This is a genomic window from Promicromonospora sukumoe 327MFSha3.1 (assembly GCF_000385135.1).
In the GTDB taxonomy this organism is placed as follows: domain Bacteria; phylum Actinomycetota; class Actinomycetes; order Actinomycetales; family Cellulomonadaceae; genus Promicromonospora; species Promicromonospora sukumoe_B.
This window is the reverse complement of sequence record NZ_ARQM01000012.1, coordinates 28,736-53,743: the sequence shown is the minus strand read 5'-3', so window position 1 is coordinate 53,743 and position 25,008 is coordinate 28,736. Positions and strand designations below refer to the sequence as shown.

Annotated in this window: 21 protein-coding genes and 1 riboswitch; of the genes, 16 read left to right on the top strand and 5 right to left on the bottom strand. The window is 72.9% G+C overall.

Annotated elements, in window-relative coordinates:
- The first annotated feature begins 1 nt into the window (after position 1).
- Positions 2-2,560, top strand: a complete 2,559-nt coding sequence (gene pheT, locus H291_RS0119105; RefSeq protein WP_020016621.1) for a phenylalanine--tRNA ligase subunit beta — start codon at positions 2-4, stop codon at positions 2,558-2,560.
- A complete protein-coding gene (locus tag H291_RS0119100) occupies positions 2,553-3,455 on the top strand; it encodes an SDR family NAD(P)-dependent oxidoreductase (RefSeq protein WP_020016620.1) in 903 nt (300 codons plus the stop codon). The genes pheT and H291_RS0119100 overlap by 8 nt, the downstream gene beginning before the upstream one ends.
- A 239-nt stretch (positions 3,456-3,694) precedes the next feature.
- Here H291_RS0119100 and H291_RS0119095 read toward each other — a convergent pair whose 3' ends face one another.
- The gene (locus H291_RS0119095; protein ID WP_026365917.1) at positions 3,695-4,945 is read right to left on the bottom strand and encodes a GDSL-type esterase/lipase family protein; all 1,251 of its coding nucleotides are present in this window, start codon (positions 4,943-4,945) and stop codon (positions 3,695-3,697) included.
- Positions 4,946-5,190: 245 nt separating this feature from the next.
- Here H291_RS0119095 and H291_RS0119090 point away from each other — a divergent pair, with 245 nt between their 5' ends.
- Together H291_RS0119090 and H291_RS0119085 are read left to right on the top strand one after the other, a co-directional pair.
- Positions 5,191-6,435 (top strand): hypothetical protein, encoded by a 1,245-nt coding sequence (locus tag H291_RS0119090; RefSeq protein ID WP_026365916.1) that lies wholly within the window; start codon positions 5,191-5,193, stop codon positions 6,433-6,435.
- A gap of 120 nt (positions 6,436-6,555) precedes the next feature.
- Positions 6,556-8,469 (top strand): glycoside hydrolase family 15 protein, encoded by a 1,914-nt coding sequence (locus H291_RS0119085; protein ID WP_157237190.1) that lies wholly within the window; start codon positions 6,556-6,558, stop codon positions 8,467-8,469.
- Here the strand turns inward: H291_RS0119085 and H291_RS0119080 are convergent.
- A complete protein-coding gene (locus tag H291_RS0119080; RefSeq protein WP_020016616.1) occupies positions 8,415-9,194 on the bottom strand; it encodes an LLM class F420-dependent oxidoreductase in 780 nt (259 codons plus the stop codon). The genes H291_RS0119085 and H291_RS0119080 overlap by 55 nt on opposite strands.
- A gap of 43 nt (positions 9,195-9,237) precedes the next feature.
- Positions 9,238-9,330, top strand: a riboswitch (TPP riboswitch).
- Between H291_RS0119080 and H291_RS30805 the strand changes: the two genes are divergently transcribed.
- Together H291_RS30805 and H291_RS0119070 are read left to right on the top strand one after the other, a co-directional pair.
- Complete coding sequence (locus H291_RS30805; protein WP_198012549.1) at positions 9,322-10,107, top strand: TenA family protein; 786 nt, start codon at positions 9,322-9,324, stop codon at positions 10,105-10,107. It overlaps the preceding riboswitch by 9 nt.
- A 37-nt stretch (positions 10,108-10,144) precedes the next feature.
- The gene (locus H291_RS0119070; protein ID WP_020016614.1) at positions 10,145-10,576 is read left to right on the top strand and encodes an SRPBCC family protein; all 432 of its coding nucleotides are present in this window, start codon (positions 10,145-10,147) and stop codon (positions 10,574-10,576) included.
- A gap of 48 nt (positions 10,577-10,624) precedes the next feature.
- On the opposite strand, the gene H291_RS0119065 is transcribed toward H291_RS0119070, so the two are convergent.
- The 3 genes from H291_RS0119065 to H291_RS0119055 form a co-directional block, all read right to left on the bottom strand.
- Entirely contained in the window at positions 10,625-11,383 is a 759-nt protein-coding gene (locus H291_RS0119065; protein ID WP_020016613.1) for a methyltransferase, read from the bottom strand.
- 138 nt (positions 11,384-11,521) lie between these two features.
- Positions 11,522-12,901, bottom strand: coding sequence for a family 43 glycosylhydrolase (locus tag H291_RS0119060; RefSeq protein WP_020016612.1), 1,380 nt, complete (start codon positions 12,899-12,901; stop codon positions 11,522-11,524).
- 244 nt (positions 12,902-13,145) lie between these two features.
- A complete protein-coding gene (locus H291_RS0119055; protein ID WP_020016611.1) occupies positions 13,146-14,129 on the bottom strand; it encodes a quinone oxidoreductase family protein in 984 nt (327 codons plus the stop codon).
- 69 nt (positions 14,130-14,198) lie between these two features.
- Here H291_RS0119055 and argC point away from each other — a divergent pair, with 69 nt between their 5' ends.
- The 10 genes from argC to H291_RS0119005 all read left to right on the top strand — a co-directional run bounded on the left by argC (position 14,199) and on the right by H291_RS0119005 (position 24,902).
- Complete coding sequence (gene argC, locus H291_RS0119050) at positions 14,199-15,290, top strand: N-acetyl-gamma-glutamyl-phosphate reductase (RefSeq protein WP_020016610.1); 1,092 nt, start codon at positions 14,199-14,201, stop codon at positions 15,288-15,290.
- The gene (gene argJ / locus H291_RS0119045; protein ID WP_020016609.1) at positions 15,287-16,468 is read left to right on the top strand and encodes a bifunctional glutamate N-acetyltransferase/amino-acid acetyltransferase ArgJ; all 1,182 of its coding nucleotides are present in this window, start codon (positions 15,287-15,289) and stop codon (positions 16,466-16,468) included. Before argC ends, argJ begins: the two co-directional genes overlap by 4 nt.
- Positions 16,465-17,412 (top strand): acetylglutamate kinase, encoded by a 948-nt coding sequence (gene argB, locus H291_RS0119040; RefSeq protein WP_020016608.1) that lies wholly within the window; start codon positions 16,465-16,467, stop codon positions 17,410-17,412. Before argJ ends, argB begins: the two co-directional genes overlap by 4 nt.
- Positions 17,409-18,725, top strand: coding sequence for an acetylornithine transaminase (locus H291_RS0119035; protein WP_020016607.1), 1,317 nt, complete (start codon positions 17,409-17,411; stop codon positions 18,723-18,725). The genes argB and H291_RS0119035 overlap by 4 nt, the downstream gene beginning before the upstream one ends.
- Positions 18,722-19,651, top strand: a complete 930-nt coding sequence (gene argF, locus H291_RS0119030; protein ID WP_020016606.1) for an ornithine carbamoyltransferase — start codon at positions 18,722-18,724, stop codon at positions 19,649-19,651. The genes H291_RS0119035 and argF overlap by 4 nt, the downstream gene beginning before the upstream one ends.
- Positions 19,651-20,160 (top strand): arginine repressor, encoded by a 510-nt coding sequence (locus tag H291_RS0119025; RefSeq protein WP_020016605.1) that lies wholly within the window; start codon positions 19,651-19,653, stop codon positions 20,158-20,160. Before argF ends, H291_RS0119025 begins: the two co-directional genes overlap by 1 nt.
- A 51-nt stretch (positions 20,161-20,211) precedes the next feature.
- Complete coding sequence (locus H291_RS0119020) at positions 20,212-21,459, top strand: argininosuccinate synthase (RefSeq protein WP_020016604.1); 1,248 nt, start codon at positions 20,212-20,214, stop codon at positions 21,457-21,459.
- On the top strand, positions 21,456-22,934 hold the full coding sequence (argH, locus tag H291_RS0119015; protein WP_020016603.1) for an argininosuccinate lyase: 1,479 nt from the start codon (positions 21,456-21,458) through the stop codon (positions 22,932-22,934). The genes H291_RS0119020 and argH overlap by 4 nt, the downstream gene beginning before the upstream one ends.
- Before the next feature lie 94 nt (positions 22,935-23,028).
- Complete coding sequence (locus H291_RS0119010) at positions 23,029-23,580, top strand: uridine kinase family protein (protein WP_026365915.1); 552 nt, start codon at positions 23,029-23,031, stop codon at positions 23,578-23,580.
- A gap of 122 nt (positions 23,581-23,702) precedes the next feature.
- Positions 23,703-24,902: a hypothetical protein gene (locus H291_RS0119005; protein WP_020016601.1), complete on the top strand. Its 1,200-nt coding sequence runs from the start codon at positions 23,703-23,705 to the stop codon at positions 24,900-24,902.
- The last annotated feature ends 106 nt before the right edge of the window (positions 24,903-25,008 follow it).

Sequence of the window (25,008 nt, the reverse complement as noted above, 5' to 3'; positions counted from 1 at the left end):
AGTGCCCCTCATCGTGAAGGACTGGCTCGCCGACCACGTCGAGCTGCCCGCCGGCCTGACCGCCGAGCAGCTCGCGGCCGACCTCGTGAAGGTGGGGCTGGAGGAGGAGGCGATCCACCCGGCCGCCGTCACCGGCCCCCTCGTCGTGGGCCGCGTGCTCGAGATGACCCCCGAGCCGCAGAAGAACGGCAAGACCATCAACTGGTGCCGGGTCGACGTCGGCCCCGAGCACAACGACGAGCAGGGTGCGCGCGGCATCGTCTGCGGCGCGCACAACTTCGGCGTGGGCGACCTCGTCGCGGTCTCGCTGCCCGGCACGGTGCTGCCCGGTCCGTTCCCGATCGCTGCCCGCAAGACCTACGGGCACGTGTCCGACGGCATGATCTGCTCGGTGCGCGAGCTCGGCATCGGCGACGACCACGACGGGATCCTGGTGCTGACCCGCCACGGGTTCGCCGCCGAGGACCTCACCCCCGGCCAGGACGCGATCGCACTCCTCGGCCTCGGGGAGGAGGTCCTGGAGATCAACGTGACCCCCGACCGCGGGTACGCGTTCAGCTACCGCGGTGTGGCGCGCGAGTACGCGCACTCCACGGGCGCCAAGTTCACCGACCACGGCCTGGCCACCGGCGCCGAGCCGGCGGCCACGCCGGACGGCTTCGAGGTGCAGGTACGGGACGACGCGCCGATCAACGGCGTGACGGGCTGCGACCGGTTCGTGACGCGCATCGTGCGCGGCATCGACCCGGCCGCGCCCACGCCCGCCTGGATGAAGCACCGCCTCGAGGGCTCCGGCATGCGGTCCATCTCCCTGGCGGTCGACATCACGAACTACGTGATGCTCGACCTCGGGCAGCCGCTGCACGCCTACGACCTGGCCAAGGTCGCGGCCCCGATCATGGTGCGCCGTGCCACGGCGGGCGAGCGCCTCACGACGCTCGACGACGTCGACCGCGTCCTGAACACCGAGGACCTGCTGATCACCGACTCGCCCGCGGGCCCCGGCAGCCGCGTGCTCGGCCTCGCGGGCGTGATGGGCGGGGCGTCGTCCGAGGTCAGCGACACCACGACGGACGTGCTGGTGGAGGCCGCGCACTTCGACCAGATCACGGTCGCGCGCACGTCCCGCCGACACAAGCTCTCCAGCGAGGCCGCCAAGCGCTTCGAGCGGGGCGTCGACCCGCTGCTGCCCGCGGTCGCGGCGCAGCGCGTGGTCGACCTGCTCGTCGAGCTCGGCGGCGGCACCGCCGACCCCGCGGTGAGCGACCTCGACCACACCGCCGCGACCAGCCGCGAGCCGATCGCGCTCAAGGTCACCGAGCCCACCCGGCTCTCGGGCGTCGAGTACACCCCCGAGCAGGTGCGCAGCACGCTCGAGGAGATCGGCGCCACGGTCGAGGCGGCCGGCGACGGCGTGCTCGCCGTCACCGCGCCGTCCTGGCGGCCCGACCTGACCGAGCCGGCCGACCTGGTCGAGGAGGTCGTGCGCATCCAGGGCTACGACCAGATCCCGTCGGTGCTCCCGGCGGCCTCGGGCGGTCGCGGGCTCACGGCCGAGCAGCGCACGCGGCGCTCCGTCGCGCGCGCCCTGGCCGAGGCGGGCTTCGTCGAGACGCTCAGCTACCCGTTCGTGGGCACGCCCGAGTACGACGCCCTCGGTCTGCCCGCCGACGACGAGCGCCGCAACGCGCTCCGCCTCGTCAACCCGATGGCCGACGACAAGCCGCTGATGCGGACCAACCTGCTGGTCACGCTGCTCGACACCGTGCGGCGCAACGTGTCGCGCGGGCTCACCGACCTCGCGGTCTACGAGATCGGGCTCGTCACCCGCCCGGTGCCGGGTGCCCCCGCGGCGCCCGCGCTGCCCGGCGGCGTGCGGCCCACCGACGAGCAGCTCGCCGCGCTCGCGGCGGCGGTCCCGGACCAGCCGCGCCGGGTCGCCGGTGTGCTGACCGGCAAGCGGGAGCTCGCCGGCTGGTGGGGCGCGGGTCGTGCCGCCGGCTGGGCGGACGCCCTCGCGGCGGCCCGCCTCGTGGCCGAGCGCGCCGGTGTCGAGGTGGTCGTCACCGCCGACACCGAGCACATGCCGTGGCACCCGGGGCGCTGCGCGCGTCTCGAGCTCGCGGACGGCACCCTCGTCGGCCACGCCGGTGAGCTGCACCCCAAGGTGGTCGAGGGGCTGGGCCTGCCCGCCCGCGCGGCGGCGTTCGAGGTCGACCTGACCGTCCTGGTCGGCGCGGCCTCCGGCGAGCCCGTCAGCGCCACGCCCGTGTCGGCGTTCCCCGCGGCCAAGGAGGACTTCGCCTTCGTGGTCGACGGCGGTGTGCCGGCCGAGGCCGTGCGCTCGGCGATCGTGGCCGGTGCCGGTGAGCTCCTGGAGGACGTCGCCCTGTTCGACGTCTTCACGGGGGAGCAGGTGGGCGAGGGCAAGAAGTCCCTCGCGTACTCGCTGCGCCTGCGCGCCGCGGACCGCACGCTGTCGGCCCAGGAGGTCCGCGCGGTGCGCGACGCCGTCGTGGAGTCGGCGTCGGAGAAGGTCGGCGCGGTGCTGCGTGGCTGACGCGCCAGCGGCGGGCGCTGCGGCGGCGGACACCTCTGCGGAGGTGCCCGCCGCCGTGCCGCCCGCGCGCACGGCTCTCGTCACGGGCGCCTCGCGCGGCATCGGTCGCGAGATCGCGCTGGGTCTCGCGCGGGCAGGGCTGGACATCGCCCTGCTCGCGCGGGACGCGGCGCGGCTCGAGGCCGTCGCCGCCGAGGCGCGGTCCGCCGGGTCCGCGACGGTCGTGGTGCTCAGCGCCGACGTCTCCGACCCGACGGCGGTGCGGGCCGCCGTCGGGCAGGCCGAGGAGGCGCTCGGGTCGATCGACCTGCTCGTCAACAACGCGGGTGCCATCGAGTCCGAGCACCCGCTGTGGGAGGCCGACCCCGACGAGTGGTGGTCGGTCTTCGAGACCAACGTGCGCGCGCCCTTCCTGTTCAGCCGCAACACCGTGCCCGGCATGATCGCGCGCGGTGGGGGCCGGGTCGTCGACCTGGCCTCGGGTGCGAGCTCGCACGAGATGTCCGGCGGCAGCTCGGCGTACAACGCGAGCAAGACCGCCCTGGTACGGATGGGCGCCAACCTGCACGACGAGGGCTTCCGCCACGGGATCCGCGTCTTCGAGCTGGCGCCCGGCGTCGTGAAGACCGACATGTCGACGGGCATGACGCTGCACGAGAACCGCACGGAGTGGACCCCGGTCGAGCGGGTCACCGACGTCGTGAACGCGATCGCGGCGGGCGACCTCGACGAGTGCTCGGGCTGGTTCCTGCGTGTCACGGATGACACCCCGGCCTCGCTCAAGGAGCGCGCGGCGCAGGTCGCGGCCGAGGGCACGGAGCGGACGGCGCGCCGGCTCCGCGTGCTGCCGGCAGGCAGCACCGACCCCCTGACGGGAGCCCTCACGGGCCGCTGAGACGTGCTCTCGCGGGCGCGGTCCCGACACGTGGCCGACCGAACCGGGCGCGACGTTCGTTGACCGGGCGGTCGGCCGGCTGACCGGGCACGCGGCCCCCGGCCCAGCCCGTCGCAACTGGCGCGGCCAACCTCCGCTTTGAGGCCTAAGTTTCTTCGCTTTGAGACGACGCAAAGCGAAGAAACTTAGGCCTCGAAGGCGATCGGCGGACACGACCCGACCCGCGGCCGCCCGCCTCCTCAGCGCTCCGCCAGCACGCCCCGCCAGAGCCGCCCGAGCGGCACCGACCTGGCGATCGCCGTCTGCCCCGCGATGTTCGCGTGGACCCCGTCGCCGGTGTCGTACGGCGGGTAGATGGAGTTCGGGTTCTCCGGGTCGCGCAGCACGGCGTCGAAGTCGAAGACGCCGTCGCACGTCCCCGAGCAGTTGCCGCCCGCCCGGACGAACTCGTTCACCACCGCGCGGCGCGCGTTCTGCTCGGCCGTGTAGCCGGGGCGCGGCGTGATCGGCGTGACGTAGACCTTGATCCCGGCCGCGCGCAGGCGGGCGAACGTGTCCCGGTAGGCCGCCAGGATGGTCTCCGCGTCGCAGTTGTTGGCGAGGTCGTTGGTGCCGTAGTAGTAGATGACCGCCCGCACGTCGTGCAGCGCGAGCACGTCGCGGTCCAGGCGCGAGACGCCGTCCAGCCCGCCGCCCCCGCACTCGGGCGCCGCCGTGGTTCCGGCGATCCCCTCGTTGACGACGGCGAACTGCCGGTCGGCGGGCAGCTCGTCGACCACACGCTGCGCGAGCGTGTCGGTCCAGCGCTGGAAGACGGCCGGCGACGGGCAGCCCGCGCCGCAGTTGTCCGCGCCCACGCCGTCGACCACCGAGCTGCCGTAGGCGACCACCGTGCCGGCCCTGTCGGGACCCAGCACGTCCACCGCGCTGACCAGGTACGTCCAGCCGTGGGTGTCGGGGAAGGCGCCGCCCGAGGTGTCGGCGGTCGTGTTCCCGCCGCCCACGGCCGAGAAGTAGTTGGTGCGGCCGGCCAGGTCGTGCAGCATCATGCGCGTCGGGTTCGCCAGGTAGAAGCTCACGGCCAGGTCGTCCATGGAGCTCGTCGAGAGCTGCACCGGGTCGCTCCAGACCTGGCCACCGGCCGGCACCGACACGGAGGCCGAGCCGCCGAAGGTGACGTCCCGCAGGCTCTCGGGCCGAACCGCCGCACCGCCGGCGCTCAGGCCGGCAGTGGTCGCGTTCACGACCAGGGGCGCGGTGCCGAACTGGTTCTGCAGCCGCACCCGTAGTGCCGAGCCGCCCTGCGTCAGCCGGGTCACGACCCGCACCGAGCGGTTCTGGAACGTCTCGGGGCTCAGCCCGGAGCTGCGCTGCTGCGACTGCGTCCACGACGTCGACCACGTGTCGGCGTCGGGCACGGCCCCGGAATCCCCGGATGCGGTGACGGCCCCGCCCACGGCGAGTCCAACCGCTGTGAGGAGCGTGATCACGGTACGTGCAAGGTCTCGGAACTCCATCGGTCCACCTGCTTCGCTGCTCGAGTCGTCGCTGATCGAGTACGCGGCGCGGCACCCCGTGCGCCGCCCCGGACGAAACATCCGCCGGACGGAACGTATGACCCGGGCACCCGACTGTCAACGCTGTCATCGCCGTCGAAGGCGCTTTTTGCTCGCGTCTGCGGGCGGCTGGTCCCTACGGTGGGCGGGCGAAAGTCCCTTCGAGCAAGGAGACCACCATGCGCCGTCGTCGTCGTTCCGCACTTGCCGTAGCGAGCCTGGGGGTGGTCGCCCTGCTCGCGTCAGCGGGCCAGGCCGCCGCAACCCAGGCTTCCGACGAACAAACCTCGTCCCTCGCAGCCGCCGCCACGCCGCTCACCGCGGGCAACTTCCGCTACACGCTGTCCGAGACGTCGTCGTCCCTGATCGGCGCCCTCGACTCTGCCCTGCCGAACGTCTCGATGAGCACCGTGGCCGACGACGGCAACCGCACCCCGACCTGCGGCAGCGCGCCCTCGGTGACGCACCGCACCGCGTACTACTGCTGGAACGACGGCGACCAGGACACGAGCGCCTGGTACCCGCAGGGCATCACCACCAGCTCGGACGCGTTCGCCGCGGGCACCTACGAGGGCAAGCGGATCAACCTGGTGAGCTGGTACGACCACGCCGAGGACGGCATCGACAAGGGCGTCCGCATCAGCGTGTCCAACCTGTCGGCGAGCACTTCGGCACCGCCGTACCGGCACCTGCTGCTGGTGGAGCCGAGCGGCACCGCGGCCGCGCCGTCGTTCAAGCCGATCGACATCCACGCGGGCGGCATCATGTGGTACGGAAACCTGCTGTACGTGGCGGACACGGGCGGCGGCTTCCGGGTGTTCGACCTGGACCACCTGTGGCAGGTCTCGACGGGCAGCGCGTCGAAGATCGGGCGGCAGTCCGACGGTTCGTACCACGCGTTCGACTACAAGTACGTGCTGCCGCAGACAGCGAAGTTCACGGACTCGACGGCGGGCGGCTACGCGCAGCTGCAGCACTCGTCGGTGTCGCTGGACCGCAGCAGCTCGCCGGACTCGGTGGTCGTCAGCGAGTACCGCAGCAAGGACGAGCTCGAGAAGGGGGCCCAGGTGCGGACCATCCGCGTGCCGATCGACTACACGAACCGGTACCTGAAGCCGGCCTCGGACGGCGTCATCAAGGCGACCGAGGCATACCGCACGGACCTGGAGAGCGTGCAGGGCTCGACGGCGATCAACGGCGAGTTCTTCTTCTCGCAGAGCGACGGGGACGACTTCTCGAACCCGAACTCGGACGGCGACCTGCACACGTTCGTCGCGCCGTCGGGCTCGATCGTGCGCCACGGCGACGCGCTGACGGTCGGCGCCGAGGACCTGTCCTACGACCCGACGCGAGACTACCTGTGGTCGCTCGGCGAGTACCCGGGCCACCGGTGGGTGTACGCGGCGGACGCCTCGTCGTTCTGAGCCCCGCCCGACGTGTCAGACGTACAGGTCACCCGAGGGATCTGTACGTCTGACACGTCGAGCACGATCCGCGGACGTACACCCATGGTGCCCGGGTCGCGCCGACCCTAGTCTTTGACGGTGACGCGCCGAATCGAGGATTACGGGTTGGTCGGGGACCTCCAGACCGCGGCTCTGGTCGGCCGGGACGGTTCGATCGACTGGATGTGTCTGCCGAGGTTCGACTCCCCGGCCTGCTTCGCCGCCCTGCTCGGTGACGAGCGGCACGGGTCGTGGCAGCTCGGCCCGACGTCGGGCGGCGCCTGCACCAGCCGGCGCTACCGCGGCGACACGCTGATCCTGGAGACGGAGTGGGACCTGCCCGAGGGGCGGGTGCGGGTGATCGACCTCATGCCGCCGCGCGGCGAGGAGGCCGACCTGGTCCGGATCGTCGAGGGCGTCAGCGGGCACGTGCCCATGACCACCGAGCTCCGGCTCCGGTTCGACTACGGCGACATCGTGCCCTGGATCACCTGGGACCGGGACGCGCTGCGCGCCGTCGCCGGCCCGGACTCGGTGCGGATCGACTCGCCGGTGCCGTTGGAGCACGCGGGCGCGAACGACGGTTCGGTGCTGCGCGCCGAGTTCACCGTGGGGCCGGGGGACCGGGTGCCGTTCGTCCTGAACTACCACGCGTCGCACCTGGCCACGAAGGACCCGGTGGACCCGTACGCGGCGCTGGCGGACACGGAGGACTTCTGGCGGTCCTGGGTCGGTGGGTGCACCTACACCGGCCCCTGGCCCGACGCCGTCCACCGGTCGCTGATCACGCTGAAGGCGCTGACCTACGCGCCGACGGGCGCCATCGCCGCGGCGGCCACGACGTCGCTGCCCGAGGAGATCGGGGGAGAGCGCAACTGGGACTACCGGTACTGCTGGCTGCGCGACGCCGGGCTCACCCTGCAGGCCCTGATCGGCACGGGCTTCATCGACGAGGCCCGGGACTGGCGGGCGTGGCTGCTGCGCGCCGTCGCCGGCGACCCCGCGGACCTGCAGATCATGTACGGGCTCGACGGGCGCCGTCGGCTGCCGGAGTACACGATCGAGTGGCTGCCCGGTTTCGAGGGCTCCGCGCCGGTCCGGATCGGCAACGGGGCGGCGAACCAGCTCCAGATCGACGTGTGGGGCGAGACGCTCGACGCCCTGCACCAGGCGAGGGAGGCAGGGCTGGAGCAGGACCAGGACGTCTGGCGGCTGCAGCGCGCGCTCCTGGAGCACCTGGAGGAGCACTGGGACGACCTCGACAACGGGCTCTGGGAGGTACGCGGCCCGCGCCGCGCGTTCGTGCACTCGCGCGTCATGGCCTGGGCGGGCTTCGACCGGGCCGTCCGCGCCGTCGAGAAGTACGGCCTGGTCGACGAGCCCGTGGACCGCTGGCGCGCCGTCCGCGACCGTATCCACGAGGACGTCTGCACCAACGGGTTCGACGCCGAGCGCAACACGTTCACCCAGTTCTACGGCTCCGACGGGCTCGACGCCGCGCTGCTGCTCATCGGGCAGGTCGGGTTCCTGCCCTGGGACGACCCACGCGTGGTCGGCACGGTCGACGCCGTTCAGCGCGAGCTCGGCCAGAACGGGCTCCTGCGGCGGTACCACAACGAGGCGGACGACCAGGTGGACGGCCTGCCCGGCTCCGAGGCGACGTTCCTGGTGTGCAACTTCTGGCTCGTCGACGCGCTGCACGGCATCGGCCGCGTCGAGGAGGCGGTCGCCCTGTTCGAGCGGCTGCTCACCCTGCGCAACGACCTCGGCCTGCTCAGCGAGGAGTACGACGTGCGTACCGGGCGCCACCTCGGCAACACGCCCCAGGCGTTCAGCCACCTCGGCCTGGTCAACAGCGCGCTGCGGCTCGGCCAGGGCCTCGCCGGGCGCGCCGCCGGTCCCGGGGCCGACGGCGAGCGCGCCGCCGGCCCCGGAACCACGGCCGTCCCGGCCGAGCCTCAGCCGCGGGAGTCGCGCCAGGCGATCCAGCGCTCCGCGGTCGACAGGTCGTAGTCCGGCCCCGTCACCCCGATGGTGAACAGCGTGGCGCCGGCCGCCACCAGGGCCTCGCCCGTCTCCTCGGGCGAACCCTGTGCCTGCACCGAGCGTTCCACCAGCTTCGCGGTGTCCCGGCCGACGGCGGCGCCGTGCTCGTCCAGGATCGCCGACTTGCTGGTCAGGGTCGGCACGTCGCCGAACGCGTGCCAGATGTCGGCGTGCTCGGCCACGATCCGCAGCGTCTTGCGCACCCCGCCACCGCCGATCAGGACCGGGATCTCGCGGGTGGGCGCCGGGTTGCCGGCCGCCAGCCGGGACTTGATGCGCGGCATGGCGTCGGCCAGGCTCGCGATCCGGGAGCCCGCCGTGCCGAACTCGTAGCCGAACTGGTCGTAGTCCTTCTCGAACCAGCCGGCACCGAGGCCCAGGATCAGCCGCCCGCCGGAGATGTGGTCGACCGTCCGCGCCATGTCCGCCAGCAGGTCGGGGTTGCGGTAGCCGATGCCCGACACCAGCGCGCCGATCTCCACGCGCTCGGTCTGCTCGGCCCACGCGCCGAGCATGGTCCAGCACTCGAAGTGCTTGCCGTCGGGGTCGCCGCTGAGCGGGTAGAAGTGGTCCCAGTTGAAGATGATGTCGACACCGGCGTCCTCGGCGCGGAGCACCGCGTCACGAAGCTGCGAGTAGTCGGCGTGCTGGGGCTGGAGCTGGACTCCGATGCGGATGGGGCGGTCTGTCATGGCCGCAGCCTACGACCGCCCGTGGCGTCCGGTAGCCTCAGTGGCACGTGACACGGGGTGCCCTGCCAGGGCTGAGACCACACCCGTCGAACCTGATCCAGATCATGCTGGCGAAGGGATGTCCATCGTGACCTCTGTCGTACCCGTCTCCGCGGAGACACCTGCCGTTACCCCTGCCCGCACCGCGCCCGACGACGGCGCCGTCCGCCCCTTCACCGAGGAGGCCTGGGACCGCATCGCGGGCTGGCGCGACGCCGTCGACCACATGCCGTTCATCGCGGCGCTCGCGGACGGCTCGCTGCCCGCCGAGGCGTTCGCGTTCTACCTCGCCCAGGACGCCGCGTACCTGCGTGAGTACTCGCGCGTTCTGGCGCGGGCCGCGCAGAGCGCGCCCGACCCGGCCGCGCAGGGCTTCCTCGTCCGGTCGTCGGTCTCGGCGCTGGAGGTCGAGACGGCGCTGCACCGCGACTGGCTCGGCGCGCATACCGGGCTCGCCGCGGGCGACGTCGCCGCCGTCGAGGCCTCGCCCGTGACCGCGGCGTACACCGGCCACCTGCACGCCGCGGCGTCGGGCAGCTACGCGGAGACCATCGCGGCGCTGCTGCCCTGCTACTGGCTCTACGCCCACGTCGGCGGCGTGCTCGTGGACCTGGCTCGACGCCGCCCCGGCGGGCTGGCCGGCCATCCCTACGCCACCTGGATCGGCACCTACGGCGACGAGGGCTTCCAGGTCGCGACCCGGCAGGCGTGCGCCCTGGCGGACGACGCCGCCCGCTGGGTCTCCCCGGACCAGCGGGAACGCATGCTGCGCGCCTTCGAGATCTCGTCGGTGCACGAGTACCTCTTCTTCGAGCAGGGCCTGACCCACCCCGCCTGGCCGACGCCGCCCCCGAAGGCCGAGACTAGGGGGTGACGCCGCCGACGGCGCCGACCCGAGGACAGGAGCACCGATGCCGAACTACAGCACCTCCGCCGAGATCGACGCGACACCCGAGGAGGTGTGGGCGGTCCTGTCCGACGTCGAGCACATGCCCGACTGGACGTCGTCGATGAGGTCGGTCGAGATCATCGACGGCCCCAACCCGCCCGACGTCGGCACCCAGGTGCGGATCGAGCAGCCGGAGCTGCCGCTCGCGGTCTGGCTGATGGACGAGTGGGACCCGCCGCGGCACTTCGCCTGGATCACCGAGGCGCCGGGCGTGACCACGCAGGCGGAGCACCTGGTCGAGCCGCTGCCGGACGGCCGGTCCAAGGTGACGCTCGCGATCACCCAGACCGGCTCGCTGGCGTGGCTGGTCGGCGGCATGGTGCGCAAGCGCACCCGGGAGTACGTCGACACCGAGCTGGCCGGGCTCGAGGCGCGGGTCACCCGGCAGGGCTGACGCCGGGACCGGCGCCGGCGCCCGGCGTCAGGCCGGCGTCGTCCCGGTTCAGACCCGCGTGGCCACCACGAACACCCGGCGGAACGCCAGCGGCGTGCCGTGCGCGTGCTCGGGGTACGCCGCGCGCAGCGCCGCGCCGAACTCCTCCTCGAACCGGGCGCGCAGGGCGTGGTCCTTGGCCTCGAGCGCCTGGAGCGTGGGCTGGGCCCCGGTCGCCGAGATCCAGCGCAGCACCGGGTCCGGCCCGTGCAGCACGTGCGTGTAGGTGGTCTCCCACGCGTCCACGGACCAGCCCGGCCGGGCCAGGATCTCCAGGTACTCGGCCGGGTCGGCGGTGGCCCGCCGCTCCACCGGCCCGACGACGTCGGCGTACGGCGCGCGGGCCGCGACCTCGCGCAGCAGCACGTGGCTGGGCGCGTCGTGGTTGCCCGGCACCTGGAACGCGAAGGTCTGCGCGGCCCGGTCGGCGAGCGTCGTCAGGAGGTCGCGGTGGCCCGGGACCCACTGGAGCGCCGCGTTGCTGATCACGAGATCTGCGGTGTGCGTGTCGGTGGCGAGGTCGGCCAGCACGTACTCCGTGCCCGAGTCCGCCTCCCGGGCGCGCTCGATCATGGCGGGGGAGGCGTCCACGCCGGTCACGTGCGCCTCGGGCCAGCGGGCGCGGAGCACCGGGGTCAGGTGGCCCGGGCCGCAGCCCAGGTCGACGATCGTGGCCGGCGTCCCGGGCACGCGGGCGACCAGCTCCGTGAACGGCCGGGACCGCTCGTCCGTGTACTGCAGGTATGCGCCGGGGTTCCAGTCGGCCATCACAACTCCTCGCCGTCGAGTATCTTGATGTCAAGATACATCACGCGCGGAACGTGCCGCAGCCCAGCGATTGCGCCCGGAACGGTGGCGGTCTCGGGCGTAATCGCTGGGCTGTCGACCCGCTGGGTGCGGCGTCGGCTACGCGACCTCGATGTAGTCGAGCTCGGTGAACGCCGTCCCCTTGCCCAGGCGGATGGTGTTCCAGCCGGCCTGGAGCGTGATGTCCTTGCTGGCCTGCCGCCAGTTGTCCCAGCCGGTGATCGGGTAGCTGATCGACCCGGCGGCGGTCCCGTTGACCGTCACCGTGTGCGACGCCGTCTCCACCGAGCCGTTGGCGTAGCCCACGTGCAGCGTGTAGCTGCCGGACGTCGGCACGTAGATCGCGCCGATGTCGACCGAGCTGTCGGCGTGGTCGATGTACGCGGCGACCTTGCCGTCCGAGGCGCCGGCCGCGTTCTCGCGCACCGAGCAGTTGTTCAGGGTGCCGCGCTCGGCCTCGTACCGCACGCGGCTGCCGCGCACCACGGGGTTGGCACCGGCCCAGCCGAGGTCGGCCACGTACATGCCGCGGCCGCCCGCGTCCCGGTGACCGTGGAAGATCAGCTTGTCGCCGCCGGCGTCGCGCAGCACGTCCGCGCCGCCGGGTCCGGCCACGGCGCCGTCGAGCGAGTCGGTGGTCATGAGGAACCGGAAGGCCTTGGTGTACGGGCCGGTGAGGGAGTCGGCCACGGCGTAGTTCGTGCCGTAGGAGTTGGTGCTGTACGGGCCGGCCGAGTAGAAGAGCACGTACTTGCCGTCCACCTTGGTCACCACGGGCGCCTCGATGATGCCGGCCTCGTCGGCGCGGTCGTTGCGCAGCACCTGGGTGGCGCCGCCCTGGAACGTGATGCCGTCCGCGGCCACGCGCTGCACGTGGATCCAGGTGGTGGCGCCGATGGCGTTGCCGTCGTTCTTCCACAGGATGTACCGGGTGCCGTCGGTGTCCACGAAGCTGGACGCGTCGATGGCGCCGCCGTCGGACAGCGGGCAGATGAGCGGCTCGCTGCCGACCGGGACGAACGGGCCGCCGGGGGAGTCGGCCAGCGCGGCGCCGAGGCACTGGCGACCGGACGCGTTGTGCCAGGCCGTGTAGTAGAGCAGGTACTTGCCGTCGGCGCGCTGGGAGACGTCGGGTGCCCACGTGCGGCCGGTCTTGGCCCAGACCCCGAGCGTCGGCAGGGCGTCGGTGGACTGGTAGGTCCACGGCCCGTCCGGGTCCGGCGCCGTGGCCCAGGGCAGGTTCTTGCCCTCGTTCGTGGCATAGGCGTAGTAGGTGTCGCCGAACTTCGTGACGTCGGGGTCGGGGAAGTTGCGGTCGAGCACGAGGCTCGGGCGCACCGTCGTCTGGACGGAGACGTCGCCGGCGGGCGCGTCGTCCGCGGGTGCCGCGACGGCGGCACCGGTGGTGAGGGTGCCGAGCGCCAGTGCGGCGACGGCGACCCCGGTGGCCAGGGCGCGGGAGAAGCGGGGAAGTACCACGTTGAACCTCCGAGCTGGAACGAACCGGACGGGTGAATTGTCGCCACCGCACGGATCGCTGTAAAGGCCTGGACCTCAGCGAGGGCGAAAAAGATCCAACGTTAAACCGATCCGACGAGGGGCGGCGTCGGCGGAGTCGGCAGTTTGCCCGGCAAACTCGGCAGTTGGCATCGAGATCGGCTCAGGCCTGAGCCGATCTCAATGCCAACTGCCGATGACTCTGGCGATGCCCCAGGGCCCCTCCTCAGGGGACCAGCAGCACCTTGCCCGTCGTGGCGCGGGACTCCAGCGCCTGGTGCGCCTCGGCGGCGTCGGCCAGGGAGTAGGTGGCCCCGATGCGGACGTCCAGGTCGCCCGACGCCGCGGACGAGAGCACCTCCGAGGTGCGCCACTCGACCTCGCCGCGCGTGAGCGTGTAGTGCGCGATCGTGGGCCGGGTCAGGAACAGCGAGCCGCCCTTGTTGAGCCGCTGCGGGTCGAACGGCGGCACCTGGCCCGACGCCCCGCCGAACAGGACGAGCATGCCGCGCGGGCGCAGCGAGGCCAGCGACGCCTCGAAGGTGCTGCGGCCCACGCCGTCGTACACGACGTGCACGCCCTGGCCGTCGGTGAGCTCGCGCACCAGGGCGGGCAGCTCGGTGGTGATGTCGGACATCGCGGCGTAGTCGATGGTGTGCGCGGCGCCGGCCGCGGCGGACAGCGCCGCCTTCTCCGGCGTCGAGACCGTGGTGATCACGCGCCCGCCGCGGGCTACGGCGAGCTGCGTGGCCAGCAGCCCGACGCCGCCCGCACCGGCGTGCAGCAGCACGTCGTGCCCGGGCTGCACCTCGAACGTGGACCGCACCAGGTAGTGCGCGGTGATGCCCTGGAGCGGCAGTGCGGCGGCCGTGGTCAGGTCGAGCCCCTCGGGCACGTGCACGACGCCGGCGGCGTCCACGGCGACGAGCTCCGCGTAGGAGCCCGGCCCGTCGTGCCAGGCCACCTGGTCGCCGACGGCGAAGCCGGTGACGCCGTCGCCCAGCGCCTCGACGGTGCCCGAGCCCTCGGCGCCCACCACGTGCGGGTACTGCATCGGGTACACGCCGGCGCGCTTGTAGGTGTCGATGAAGTTCACGCCCGCCGCAGCGACGCGGACCAGGAGCTGACCTGGTCCCGGCGTCGGGTCGGGGAGCTCGGTGTACTGCAGGACCTCGGGGCCGCCCGCCTCACGGGCTACGACTGCGTGCATGGGCCGAGCCTACGTCGCGACCACGAGACGGGTTTCGCCCCCGCTGCATAACTATGTATAGTGCGGAATATGTCCAGCAGCCAGCTCATCCGTGTCGCCGTCGCAGGCGCTTCCGGCTATGCGGGCGGGGAGGTGCTGCGCCTCCTGGCCGCCCACCCCTTCGTCGAGATCGGCACCCTGACCGCGCACGCGAGCGCCGGGTCCAGCCTCGGCGAGGTCCAGCCGCACCTGCGCAGCCTCGCTCACCGGATCCTGGAGCCCACCACGCCCGACACGCTCGCCGGCCACGACGTCGTGGTGCTCGGCCTGCCGCACGGCGCGTCCGGCCAGGTGGCCGCGCAGCTGCCCGACGACGTGCTGGTCATCGACCTGGGCGCCGACCACCGGCTGGAGTCCGCGGCCGACTGGGAGCAGTTCTACGGCTCGACCCACGCGGGGACCTGGCCGTACGGCATGCCCGAGCTGATCCACGCCGAGGCGCCGGGCGCCGCCGCGACCGACCTGGCCACCGCCGCCCGCCAGCGGGACAAGCTCCCCGGCGCGCGCCGCATCGCGGTGCCCGGCTGCAACGTCACCGCGGTGACCCTGGGCCTTCAGCCGGGCGTGGCGGCGGGCGTCGTCGAGCCCACCGACATCGTCGCGGTGCTGGCCAACGGCTACTCCGGCGCCGGCAAGGCGCTCAAGCCGCACCTGCTGGCGAGCGAGGCGCTCGGCTCGGCCCAGCCGTACGCGGTGGGCGGCACGCACCGGCACATCCCCGAGATCCAGCAGAACCTGCGGGCCGCCGGAGCGCCCGAGGTGACCATCAGCTTCACGCCCACCCTGGTGCCCATGGCGCGCGGCATCCTCGCCACGGCGACGGCCCCGCTGGCCCAGGGTGCGGACCCGGAGCAGGTCCGGGCCGCCTGGGAGGCCGCCTACGCCGACGAGCCGTTCGTGCACCTGCTGCCCGAGGGGCAGTGGCCGAGCACCGCGATGACGCTCGGCGCCAACACCGCCCTGGTCCAGGTCGCCGTCGACGCCGCCGCCCGCCGGGTGGTCACGGTCACCGCCATCGACAACCTGGTCAAGGGCACCGCCGGTGCCGCCGTCCAGTCCATGAACCTCGCCCTCGGCCTGCGGGAGACCGCCGGCCTCATCACCGAAGGAGTCGCCCCGTGAGCGTCACCGCGGCACAAGGATTCCGGGCTGCCGGCGTCACCGCCGGCCTCAAGGCCTCCGGCAACCCCGACCTGGCCCTCGTGGTCAACGACGGTCCCGAGTTCGCCGCCGCCGCGGTGTTCACGAGCAACCGTGTGGTCGGCGCGCCGGTCATGTGGTCGCGACAGGCGGTCAAGGACGGCGCCGCCCGCGCCGTCGTGCTCAACTCGGGCGGGGCCAACGTGTGCACGGGGCCGGGCGGGTTCCAGGACGCGCACGCCACCGCCGAGAAGGTGGCCGGCGAGCTCGGCATCGGCGCCATCGACGTGCTCGTCGCCTCGACCGGCCTGATCGGCGTGCGGCTCGCCGCCGACAAGCTGCTCGCGGGCGTCCCCGTGGCCGTCGGCGAGCTCGCGGCCGACGACGCCGCCGGGCAGGCCGCCGCCACCGCCATCATGACCACCGACACCGTCGCCAAGACGGCGGTGCGCACGGTCGAGACGTCGCAGGGCACCTTCACGGTGGGCGGCATGGCCAAGGGTGCGGGCATGCTCGCCCCCGCCCTGGCGACGATGCTGTGCGTGGTGACCACGGACGCCGTCGTCCCGGCCGCGGACGCCGACGCCGCCCTGCGGGCGGCCACGCGCGTCACCTTCGACCGCGTCGACTCCGACGGCGCCATGTCCACCTCGGACACCGTGGTGCTCATGGCCTCGGGCGCCTCCGGCGTCACGCCCGGCCTGGACGAGCTCACCACGGCCGTCACCGAGATCTGCGCCGACCTGGCCCGCCAGCTCGTGGCCGACGCCGAGGGCGCGTCCCACGACATCGCGATCACCGTCACGAACGCCACCACCGAGGACGCCGCGCTCGCCGTCGCCCGCGCCGTCAGCCGGTCCAACCTGGTCAAGGCCGCCGTGTTCGGCAACGACCCCAACTGGGGCCGCATCCTGTCCCAGGTCGGCACCGTGCCCGAGGACGTCGCGCCCTACGACCCGGCCCAGCTCGACGTCAGCGTCAACGGCGTCCTGGTCTGCAAGGCCGGCGGCGCGCACGAGGACCCGGAGAAGGTCGACATGGCCGCGTCCCGCGACGTGACGTTCACGATCGACCTGCACGCCGGCGACGCCGAGATCACGCTGTGGACCAACGACCTCACGCACGACTACGTGCACGAGAACAGCGCCTACAGCTCATGAGCAGCGACATCGTGAACGGGCTGCGGCCCGACCAGAAGGCCGAGGTGCTGATCGAGGCCCTGCCCTGGCTGCAGGAGTTCTCCGGCGCGCTCGTCGTGGTCAAGTACGGCGGCAACGCCATGATCGACGCCGAGCTCAAGGCCGCCTTCGCGCAGGACATGGTGTTCCTGCGGCAGGTGGGCCTGCGGCCCGTCGTCGTGCACGGCGGGGGACCGCAGATCAACGCCATGCTCGACCGCCTCGGCATCGAGTCGGAGTTCAAGGGCGGCCTGCGCGTCACCACGCCGGAGGCCATGGAGGTCGTCCGCATGGTGCTGACCGGCCAGGTCAGCCGCGAGCTCGTAGGCCTGATCAACGCCCACGGCCCCGTCGCCGTCGGCCTGTCGGGGGAGGACGGCGGCCTGCTCGGCGCCCAGCGCCGGCACGCCATCGTCCAGGGCGTGCCCGTCGACGTCGGCCTCGTGGGCGACGTCGTCCAGGTGGACCCGCGTGCCGTCGAGGACCTGCTGGAGGCCGGCCGCATCCCCGTGGTCTCCACCATCGCGCCCGACAAGGACGACCCGACCCAGGTGCTCAACGTCAACGCGGACACCGCTGCCTCGGCGCTCGCGGTGGCGCTCGGCGCCAAGAAGCTCATCGTCCTGACGGACGTCGAGGGCCTGTACACGAACTGGCCCGACAAGGGCTCGCTGGTGGAGCGCATCACCGCGCCGGAGCTGGCGGAGCTGCTGCCCAGCCTCGAGTCCGGGATGGTGCCCAAGATGGAGGCGTGCCTGCGCGCCGTCGAGGGCGGCGTGGGCGCCGCGACCGTCATCGACGGCCGGCAGCCGCACAGCGCGCTGCTGGAGGTCTTCACCACCCGGGGCAACGGCACGATGGTCGTCCCCGGCCCCGCCGCCCCGCTGGTCGAGCCTGTCGAGACCCAGGAAGGAACGAACGAATGAGCACCATGATCCCCGCCGACGAGGGCTCGGCGCTCGCGGCCGAGGGCTCGGTCGCCGCCTGGACCCAGCGGTACTCGGGCGCGGTCATGGACACGTTCGGGCCGCCGCAGCGCGTGCTCGTGCGCGGCGAGGGCGCCTACGTGTGGGACGCCGACGGCAAGCGCTACCTCGACCTGCTCGCGGGCATCGCGGTGAACGCGCTGGGCCACGCGCACCCCACGCTGACGGCCGCGATCAGCGCCCAGCTCGGCACGCTCGGCCACGTCTCGAACTTCTTCGGCACGCCCGCCCAGATCGCGCTCGCCGAGACGCTGCTGCGCGTCGCCGAGGCGCCCGACGGTTCCCGTGTGTTCCTCACCAACTCGGGCACCGAGGCGCTCGAGGCCGCGTTCAAGATGACGCGCCGCGTGGCGACGTCGTCCGGCGTGGGCACCCGCACTCGGGTGCTCGCCCTGGAGGGCGGCTTCCACGGCCGGTCCATGGGCGCGCTCGCCCTGACCGCGAAGGCCGCCTACCGCGAGCCGTTCGAGCCGCTGCCCGGCGGTGTCGAGCACCTGCCGTTCGGCGACCTGGCCGCGCTCGAGGCCGCGTTCACGCCGCAGTCCGTCGCCGAGCACGGCGAGGTCGCCGCGCTGGTGGTCGAGCCCGTGCAGGGCGAGGCCGGCGTGCGCCCCCTGCCGCCGGGCTACCTCGCGGCCGCCCGCCGCCTGACCAAGGCGCACGGCGCGCTGCTCGTCCTCGACGAGGTGCAGACCGGCGTCGGCCGCTGCGGCTCGTGGTTCGCCTACCAGCAGCCCGAGATCGGCGGCGGCATCGTGCCCGACGTCGTCACGGTCGCCAAGGGCCTCGGCGGCGGCTTCCCCGTCGGCGCCGTCATCGCCTACGGCGACGCCGCGCACCTGCTCGGCCGCGGCCAGCACGGCAGCACGTTCGGCGGCAACCCCGTGGCCTCGGCCGCGGCGCTCGCCACCCTCGGCGTGATCGAGCGCGACGGCCTGCTCGCCAACGTGCGCGAGGTCGGGGCGCTGCTGCGCCAGGAGATCGAGATGTGCGGCAGCCCGCTCGTCAAGGAGGTCCGCGGCCGCGGGCTGCTGCTCGCCGTCGTCCTGAACGAGCCGGTGGCGCCGCAGGTGGCCACGGCCGGGCTGGAGGCCGGGTTCATCGTCAACGCGGTCGCGCCCGACGCGATCCGGCTGGCCCCGCCGCTGATCCTGACCCCGGAGCAGGCCACGGAGGCCGCCCGCTTCTTCGCCTCGCTCGACCCCGTCGGCACGCCGGTCGAGCCTGCCGAGACCAAGGAGGACCCCGCATGACCCGCCACTTCCTGCGCGACGACGACCTGACGCCTGCCGAGCAGAAGGCCGTCCTGGAGCTGGGCCTCGCCCTGCGCGCCGACCGGTACGCGAAGCGCCCGCTGGAGGGCCCGCGGGCCGTCGCGTTCATCACCGACAAGCCCACGCTGCGCACCCAGGTGTCGTTCGCGACCGGGATCGCCGAGCTCGGGGGCTTCCCGCTCGTCGTCGACGGCCGGCTCGCCCAGATCGGCGTGCGCGAGTCCGTCGTCGACACCACGCGCGTGCTCGACCGGCAGGTCTCGGCCATCGTGTGGCGCACGTTCGGTCAGGAGCGCATCGACGAGATGGCCTCCGTCTCGCGCGTGCCCGTGGTCAACGCTCTGACGGACGAGTTCCACCCGTGCCAGATCCTCGCGGACCTGCTCACGGTGGCGCAGCACCGCGGGCTGGCCGCCCTGCCCGGCACCACGTTCGCCTACGTGGGCGACGCCGCGAACAACATGGGCAACTCGTACGTGCTGGGCGGCGCCACGGCGGGCCTGCACGTGCGGGTCGGTGGCCCCGAGGGCTACCTGCCCGACGCCGACGTGGTCGCCAGGGCGCGCGAGATCGCCGCGACCACGGGCGGCTCGGTGACCCTGACGACGTCGGCCAAGGAGGCCGTGGCCGGCGCGGACGTCGTCGCCACCGACACCTGGATCTCGATGGGCGACGAGGCCGAGGCCGAGCAGCGCGCCGACCTGTTCTGGGACTACCAGCTGAACGCGGAGCTCCTCGCGGGCGCCGCCCCCGGCGCGCTCGTGCTGCACTGCCTGCCCGCCTACCGCGGCAAGGAGATCACCGCCGAGGTGATCGACGGCCCGCAGTCCGTGGTCTTCGACGAGGCCGAGAACCGCCTGCACGCGCAGAAGGCGCTGCTCGCCTTCCTGCTGGAGCAGGGCTGATGGTCGCCCGGCAGACGGCGACGACCGCCACCACGAAGGCGGCCCGGCACGCCCGGATCACCGCGATCGTGACGCGCAACGCCATCCACTCCCAGGCCGAGCTCGCCGACGCCCTGGCCGCGGACGGCGTGAGCGTCACCCAGGGCACGCTCTCGCGCGACCTGATCGAGCTGCAGGCCGAGAAGGTGCGCGGCTCGGACGGCACGCTCGTCTACGCCGTGCCCGGCGAGGGCGGCGACCGCAGCGCGCAGTCGGACGCGAGCGAGGAGTACCTGTCCGCGCGGCTCGCGCGGCTGGCCAAGGAGCTGCTGGTCTCGGCGGAGTCCTCGGGCAACCTCGTGGTGCTGCGCACCCCGCCGGGGGCCGCCAACCTGCTGGCCTCCGCCATCGACCACTCCGTCTTCCCCGGCATGCTGGGGACCATCGCGGGGGACGACACCATCCTGGTGATCGCCCGCGACGCCGACGGCTCCGCGCTGGCCGAACGCTTCCTCGCGCTCAGCGCCTGAGAACGCACAAGAATTGCACCTGACACCACCACCGGAAAGAGATCGTCAATCATGACTGAACGCGTCGTGCTCGCCTACTCGGGCGGCCTGGACACCTCCGTCGCCATCGGCTGGATCGCCGAGGCCACCGGGGCCGAGGTGGTCGCCGTGGCCGTCGACGTCGGCCAGGGCGGCGAGGACATGAACGTCATCCGCCAGCGCGCGCTGGACTGCGGCGCCGTCGAGGCGTACGTCGCCGACGCGCGCGACGAGTTCGCCGCCGAGTACTGCATGCCCGCCCTGCGGGCCAACGGCATGTACCTCGACCGCTACCCGCTGGTCTCCGCCATCTCGCGCCCCGTCATCGTCAAGCACATGGTGCGCGCGGCCCGCCAGTTCGGGGCCTCGACCGTGGCCCACGGCTGCACCGGCAAGGGCAACGACCAGGTGCGGTTCGAGGTGGCCACCACCTCGCTCGCGCCCGACCTCAAGTCGATCGCCCCGGTGCGCGACCTCGCGCTGACCCGCGAGAAGGCCATCGACTACGCCGAGAAGCACGACCTGCCGATCGCGACCACCAAGAAGAACCCGTTCTCGATCGACCAGAACGTGTGGGGCCGCGCCGTCGAGACGGGCTTCCTCGAGGACATCTGGAACGAGCCCACCAAGGACGTCTACTCCTACACGGACGACCCCACGTTCCCGCCCGTGGCCGACGAGGTCTACCTGACCTTCGAGCAGGGCATCCCGGTCGCGATCGACGGCGTGCCCGTCACCCCGCTGCAGGCCATCCAGGAGATGAACCGCCGCGCCGGCGCGCAGGGCGTGGGCCGCATCGACATCGTCGAGGACCGCCTCGTGGGCATCAAGTCCCGCGAGATCTACGAGGCCCCCGGTGCCATCGCCCTGATCACGGCGCACCAGGAGCTCGAGAACGTCACGATCGAGCGCGAGCAGGCCCGGTTCAAGCGCCAGGTCGAGCAGCGCTGGAGCGAGCTGGTCTACGACGGCATGTGGTTCTCGCCGCTGAAGAAGTCGCTCGACGTGTTCGTCGACGACACCCAGAAGTACGTCTCCGGCGAGATCCGCATGGTGCTGCACGGCGGCCGGGCCACCGTGACCGGGCGCCGCTCGGAGCAGTCGCTGTACGACTTCAACCTCGCCACCTACGACGAGGGCGACGCGTTCGACCAGTCGCAGGCCCGCGGCTTCATCGAGATCTACGGCCTCACCGCCAAGCTCGCCGCCGCGCGCGACGAGAAGTTCGGCAACGGCGTGGACCTCGGCACCTCGGCGAGCCTGACGGCCGGCGCGCTGTGAGCGAGCACGACGGCAAGGACGTCGGCCACGCGACCCCGCGGACCGTCGGGGAGCACACCGGGCCGAAGGTCGCCCTCTGGGGCGGCCGGTTCGCCGGCGGTCCCTCGCCGGAGCTGGCGGCGCTGTCGCAGTCGACGCACTTCGACTGGCGGCTCGCGCAGTACGACATCGCCGGGTCGCGGGCGCACGCCCGCGCCCTGGCGGCCGCCGGGCTGCTCACCGAGCCGGAGCTCGCGCGGATGATCGACGCGCTCGACGTGCTGGAGCAGGACGTCCTGTCCGGTGCCTTCCTCCCGGTGCTCGACGACGAGGACGTGCACACCGCGCTGGAGCGTGGCCTGCTGGAGCGCGCCGGCGACGAGCTGGGCGGCAAGCTGCGCGCCGGCCGGTCCCGCAACGACCAGATCGCCACGCTGGTGCGGCTGTACCTGCGCGACCAGGCCCGCACGATCGGCACGCAGGTGCTTGACCTCGTGGACGAGCTGATCGTGCAGGCGCAGGCCGCGGGCAGCGCGCCCATGCCGGGGCGCACCCACCTGCAGCACGCCCAGCCCGTGCTGCTGGCGCACCACCTGCTGGCGCACGCCTGGCCGCTGCTGCGCGACGTCGACCGGTTCCTGGACTGGGACGTGCGCGCCTCGAAGTCGCCCTACGGCTCGGGCGCGCTCGCGGGTTCGTCGCTCGGCCTGGACCCGGCGGCCGTGGCCGCCGACCTGGGCCTGGAGGGCGGGCCGGTCGAGAACTCGATCGACGGCACCGCGTCGCGCGACGTGACGGCGGAGTTCGCGTTCGTCGCGGCGATGATCGGCGTGGACCTGTCGCGGATCTCCGAGGAGATCATCCTCTGGAACACCAAGGAGTTCGGTTTCGTCCGCCTGGACGACGCGTACTCCACGGGCTCCTCGATCATGCCGCAGAAGAAGAACCCGGACATCGCCGAGCTCGCGCGCGGCAAGGCCGGGCGCGTGATCGGTGACCTCACCGGTCTGCTCACCACGCTCAAGGGCCTCCCGCTCGCGTACAACCGCGACCTGCAGGAGGACAAGGAGCCGGTGTTCGACCAGGTGGCGACCCTCACCACAGTGCTGCCCGCGTTCACGGGCATGGTGCGCACCATGGTCTTCGACACCGACCGCATGGCCGAGCTCGCGCCGCAGGGCTTCTCGCTCGCGACCGACATCGCCGAGTGGCTGGTCAAGCAGGGTGTCCCGTTCCGCGTGGCGCACGAGGTGGCCGGCTCCTGCGTGCAGGAGTGCGAGGCGCGCGGCATCGAGCTGTGGGACCTGTCCGACGAGGACCTCGCCAAGATCTCGGAGCACCTCACCCCCGAGGTGCGCTCGGTGCTCTCGGTCGAGGGCTCGCTCGCCTCGCGCGACGGAGTCGGCGGCACCGCCCCGGTGCGGGTCGCGGAGCAGATCGAGGCCGCCAAGGAGCGCGCCACGGAGTTCCGCTTCTGGGCCCAGCCGGAGGCCTGACGCGCGGCGTCGGCCGACGTCTACCCAGCGATTGTGCCCGGATCCCACGTGGATTCCGGGCACAATCGCTGGGTACACCTATGAGGGGAGTGGGATGACCGTCACGCCAGGGGTGCTGGGTGATGTGCTGGAGCGGATCCGGGTCGCCGACGCGCGGCTGGTGTGCGTCGACGGCCCCGCCGGGTCGGGCAAGACGACGCTTGCCGCCCAGCTCGGGGACGCGCTGGAGGCGGCGGTGATCCACATGGACGACCTCTACGAGGGCTGGGCCGCCGGCCCGGACGGCGGCGCCGCCAACCTCCGCCGCTGGGTCCTGGACCCGCTGGCCGCGGGGGAGCCGGTGCGCTACCGGCGCTACGACTGGTTCGAGGGCGACTGGGCCGAGTGGCACGACGTGCCGCCGTCGCCCCACCTCGTGGTCGAGGGCTGCGGCGCGGGCGCCCGCCAGGTCGACGCGCTCGGCGCGTTCCGTATCTGGGTGGAGGCGGACGACGCCGAGCGGCTGCGCCGCGGCCTGGAGCGCGACGGCGCGGAGGCGCGCGAGCACTGGCTGCGCTGGATGGCCGACGAGGCCGGGCACTACGCGCGGGAGCGTACCCGCGAGCGCGCTGACCTGCGGCTGGACGGGTTCGGCGCGCTGACCTGACCGGGCTCGATCCCGGAGCCTCTCGCATCACAGAGGCGCTTGTCACCGTACGGTAGACCCTCTAACGTTTCGCGCGGTGTCTCGTGCGGGACGCCGAGAGGGTCGACCGAACGGGGACACGCGTGGCTGCGGTGCGCTGGTGGCGCAAGTGGTGGGTCTGGCTGATCGCCGGGGGTGTGGTGCTCCTCGGGCTGGCGGTCGCGGGCATCGTCACGCTGGTCTCGTCGTTCCTGGGTTTCGCGGAGGACGTCGCCGCGGAGGAGGAGGCGCGCCAGCCCTTCGAGCTCGCGCTCGACGAGCTCGCGCAGACGGCGGCCGTCCACCACCGGGGGACCACCGCAGGCGTCGACTACGACCTCCGGGTCACCTCTGACGGCGACGCGCTCGGGTCGTTCTCGGTCGACGGCGACGAGTACCGCGTCCTGAAGATCGGTGACCAGGAGTACGTCAAGCCGCCGTCCGGCACGCTGGCGGCCGAGGGCGCGACCCGGGAGATGCGGCGGGAGCTCGACAAGCGGTGGCTGCTCAACGAGGGCGACGCGGCCCTGCCTGTCGGCGACCTGGTGCAGACCCCGCAGGAGTACGCGGAGTACCTCCGGTCCGCGGTCCGGGCGGGCGAGCTGCCGTCGTCGGACGCCGCCGTCGAGGAGGTGGAGGTCGACGGCGTGCCCGCGCGGTGGGTGCGGACGTCGGCCGGGCCGGTCTACGTGACGCAGGAGCCGCCGTACGAGGTGCTCCGGGTGGACCCGCCCGCGGCGTCGGGGTCCGGTGGGTCGGCCGAGGGGCCGTCGGCGGTGACGCAGATGTCGCAGGACGAGGTCGCCGAGCTCTTCGACGAGATGATCGGCCTCACCAAGCAGCTCAAGAGCGCGGTGAACCCGAGCATCACGTTCGACATGGGCGGTCAGGCCCAGGTCAGCTGCGCTGCCGGAGGTTGCTCGTCGAGCGTCGAGGTGACCACCGACGTCGCCACGTCGCAGGGGACGGTGACGGGCGGCTCGGTGACCGGCGAGCTCGTCTCGGTGTTCCAGGTGCAGGGCGGCGCCGCCGGGACCTGCCGGACGTCGTCGGCGCTCCCGCTGACGGGGACGTCGTCGATGGGCTGCTCGTCGCCGGGCGCGGGCGGTGTGTTCGCCGCGGCCGAGGCGCGGGAGGGGGCCAAGGCCCAGGCGGAGGCCAACGCGTGCGGCTGTTCCGTCCCGTACGAGGTGCCGTACACCGTGGACGCGCAGGTGGTCGCCCGCGCGGAGGTGCAGGTCGATGTGCTGCGGTCGGAGCTTGGTGACCGGCGCAAGAGGCTGATGGACAACGGGTCCTTCTGACACGAACCGCGCGGCAGCCGAGTGCGGCGGCGGGCGGGAATGTGCTTCCCGCCGGGGTCGGTTGCGCACAGTAGACAATGTCTACTGTCGGTGACACGGCCCGGGC

Coding starts and splice junctions, on each gene's coding strand:
- argF (WP_020016606.1), top strand. CDS start 18,722: ATGACCCGCCACTTCCTGCGCGACGACGACCTGACGCCTGCCGAGCAG.
- H291_RS0119035 (WP_020016607.1), top strand. CDS start 17,409: ATGAGCACCATGATCCCCGCCGACGAGGGCTCGGCGCTCGCGGCCGAG.
- H291_RS0119010 (WP_026365915.1), top strand. CDS start 23,029: ATGACCGTCACGCCAGGGGTGCTGGGTGATGTGCTGGAGCGGATCCGG.
- argB (WP_020016608.1), top strand. CDS start 16,465: ATGAGCAGCGACATCGTGAACGGGCTGCGGCCCGACCAGAAGGCCGAG.
- H291_RS0119065 (WP_020016613.1), bottom strand. CDS start 11,383: ATGGCCGACTGGAACCCCGGCGCATACCTGCAGTACACGGACGAGCGG.
- argC (WP_020016610.1), top strand. CDS start 14,199: ATGTCCAGCAGCCAGCTCATCCGTGTCGCCGTCGCAGGCGCTTCCGGC.
- H291_RS0119055 (WP_020016611.1), bottom strand. CDS start 14,129: ATGCACGCAGTCGTAGCCCGTGAGGCGGGCGGCCCCGAGGTCCTGCAG.
- H291_RS0119025 (WP_020016605.1), top strand. CDS start 19,651: ATGGTCGCCCGGCAGACGGCGACGACCGCCACCACGAAGGCGGCCCGG.
- H291_RS0119080 (WP_020016616.1), bottom strand. CDS start 9,194: ATGACAGACCGCCCCATCCGCATCGGAGTCCAGCTCCAGCCCCAGCAC.
- H291_RS0119090 (WP_026365916.1), top strand. CDS start 5,191: ATGCGCCGTCGTCGTCGTTCCGCACTTGCCGTAGCGAGCCTGGGGGTG.
- H291_RS0119070 (WP_020016614.1), top strand. CDS start 10,145: ATGCCGAACTACAGCACCTCCGCCGAGATCGACGCGACACCCGAGGAG.
- H291_RS0119020 (WP_020016604.1), top strand. CDS start 20,212: ATGACTGAACGCGTCGTGCTCGCCTACTCGGGCGGCCTGGACACCTCC.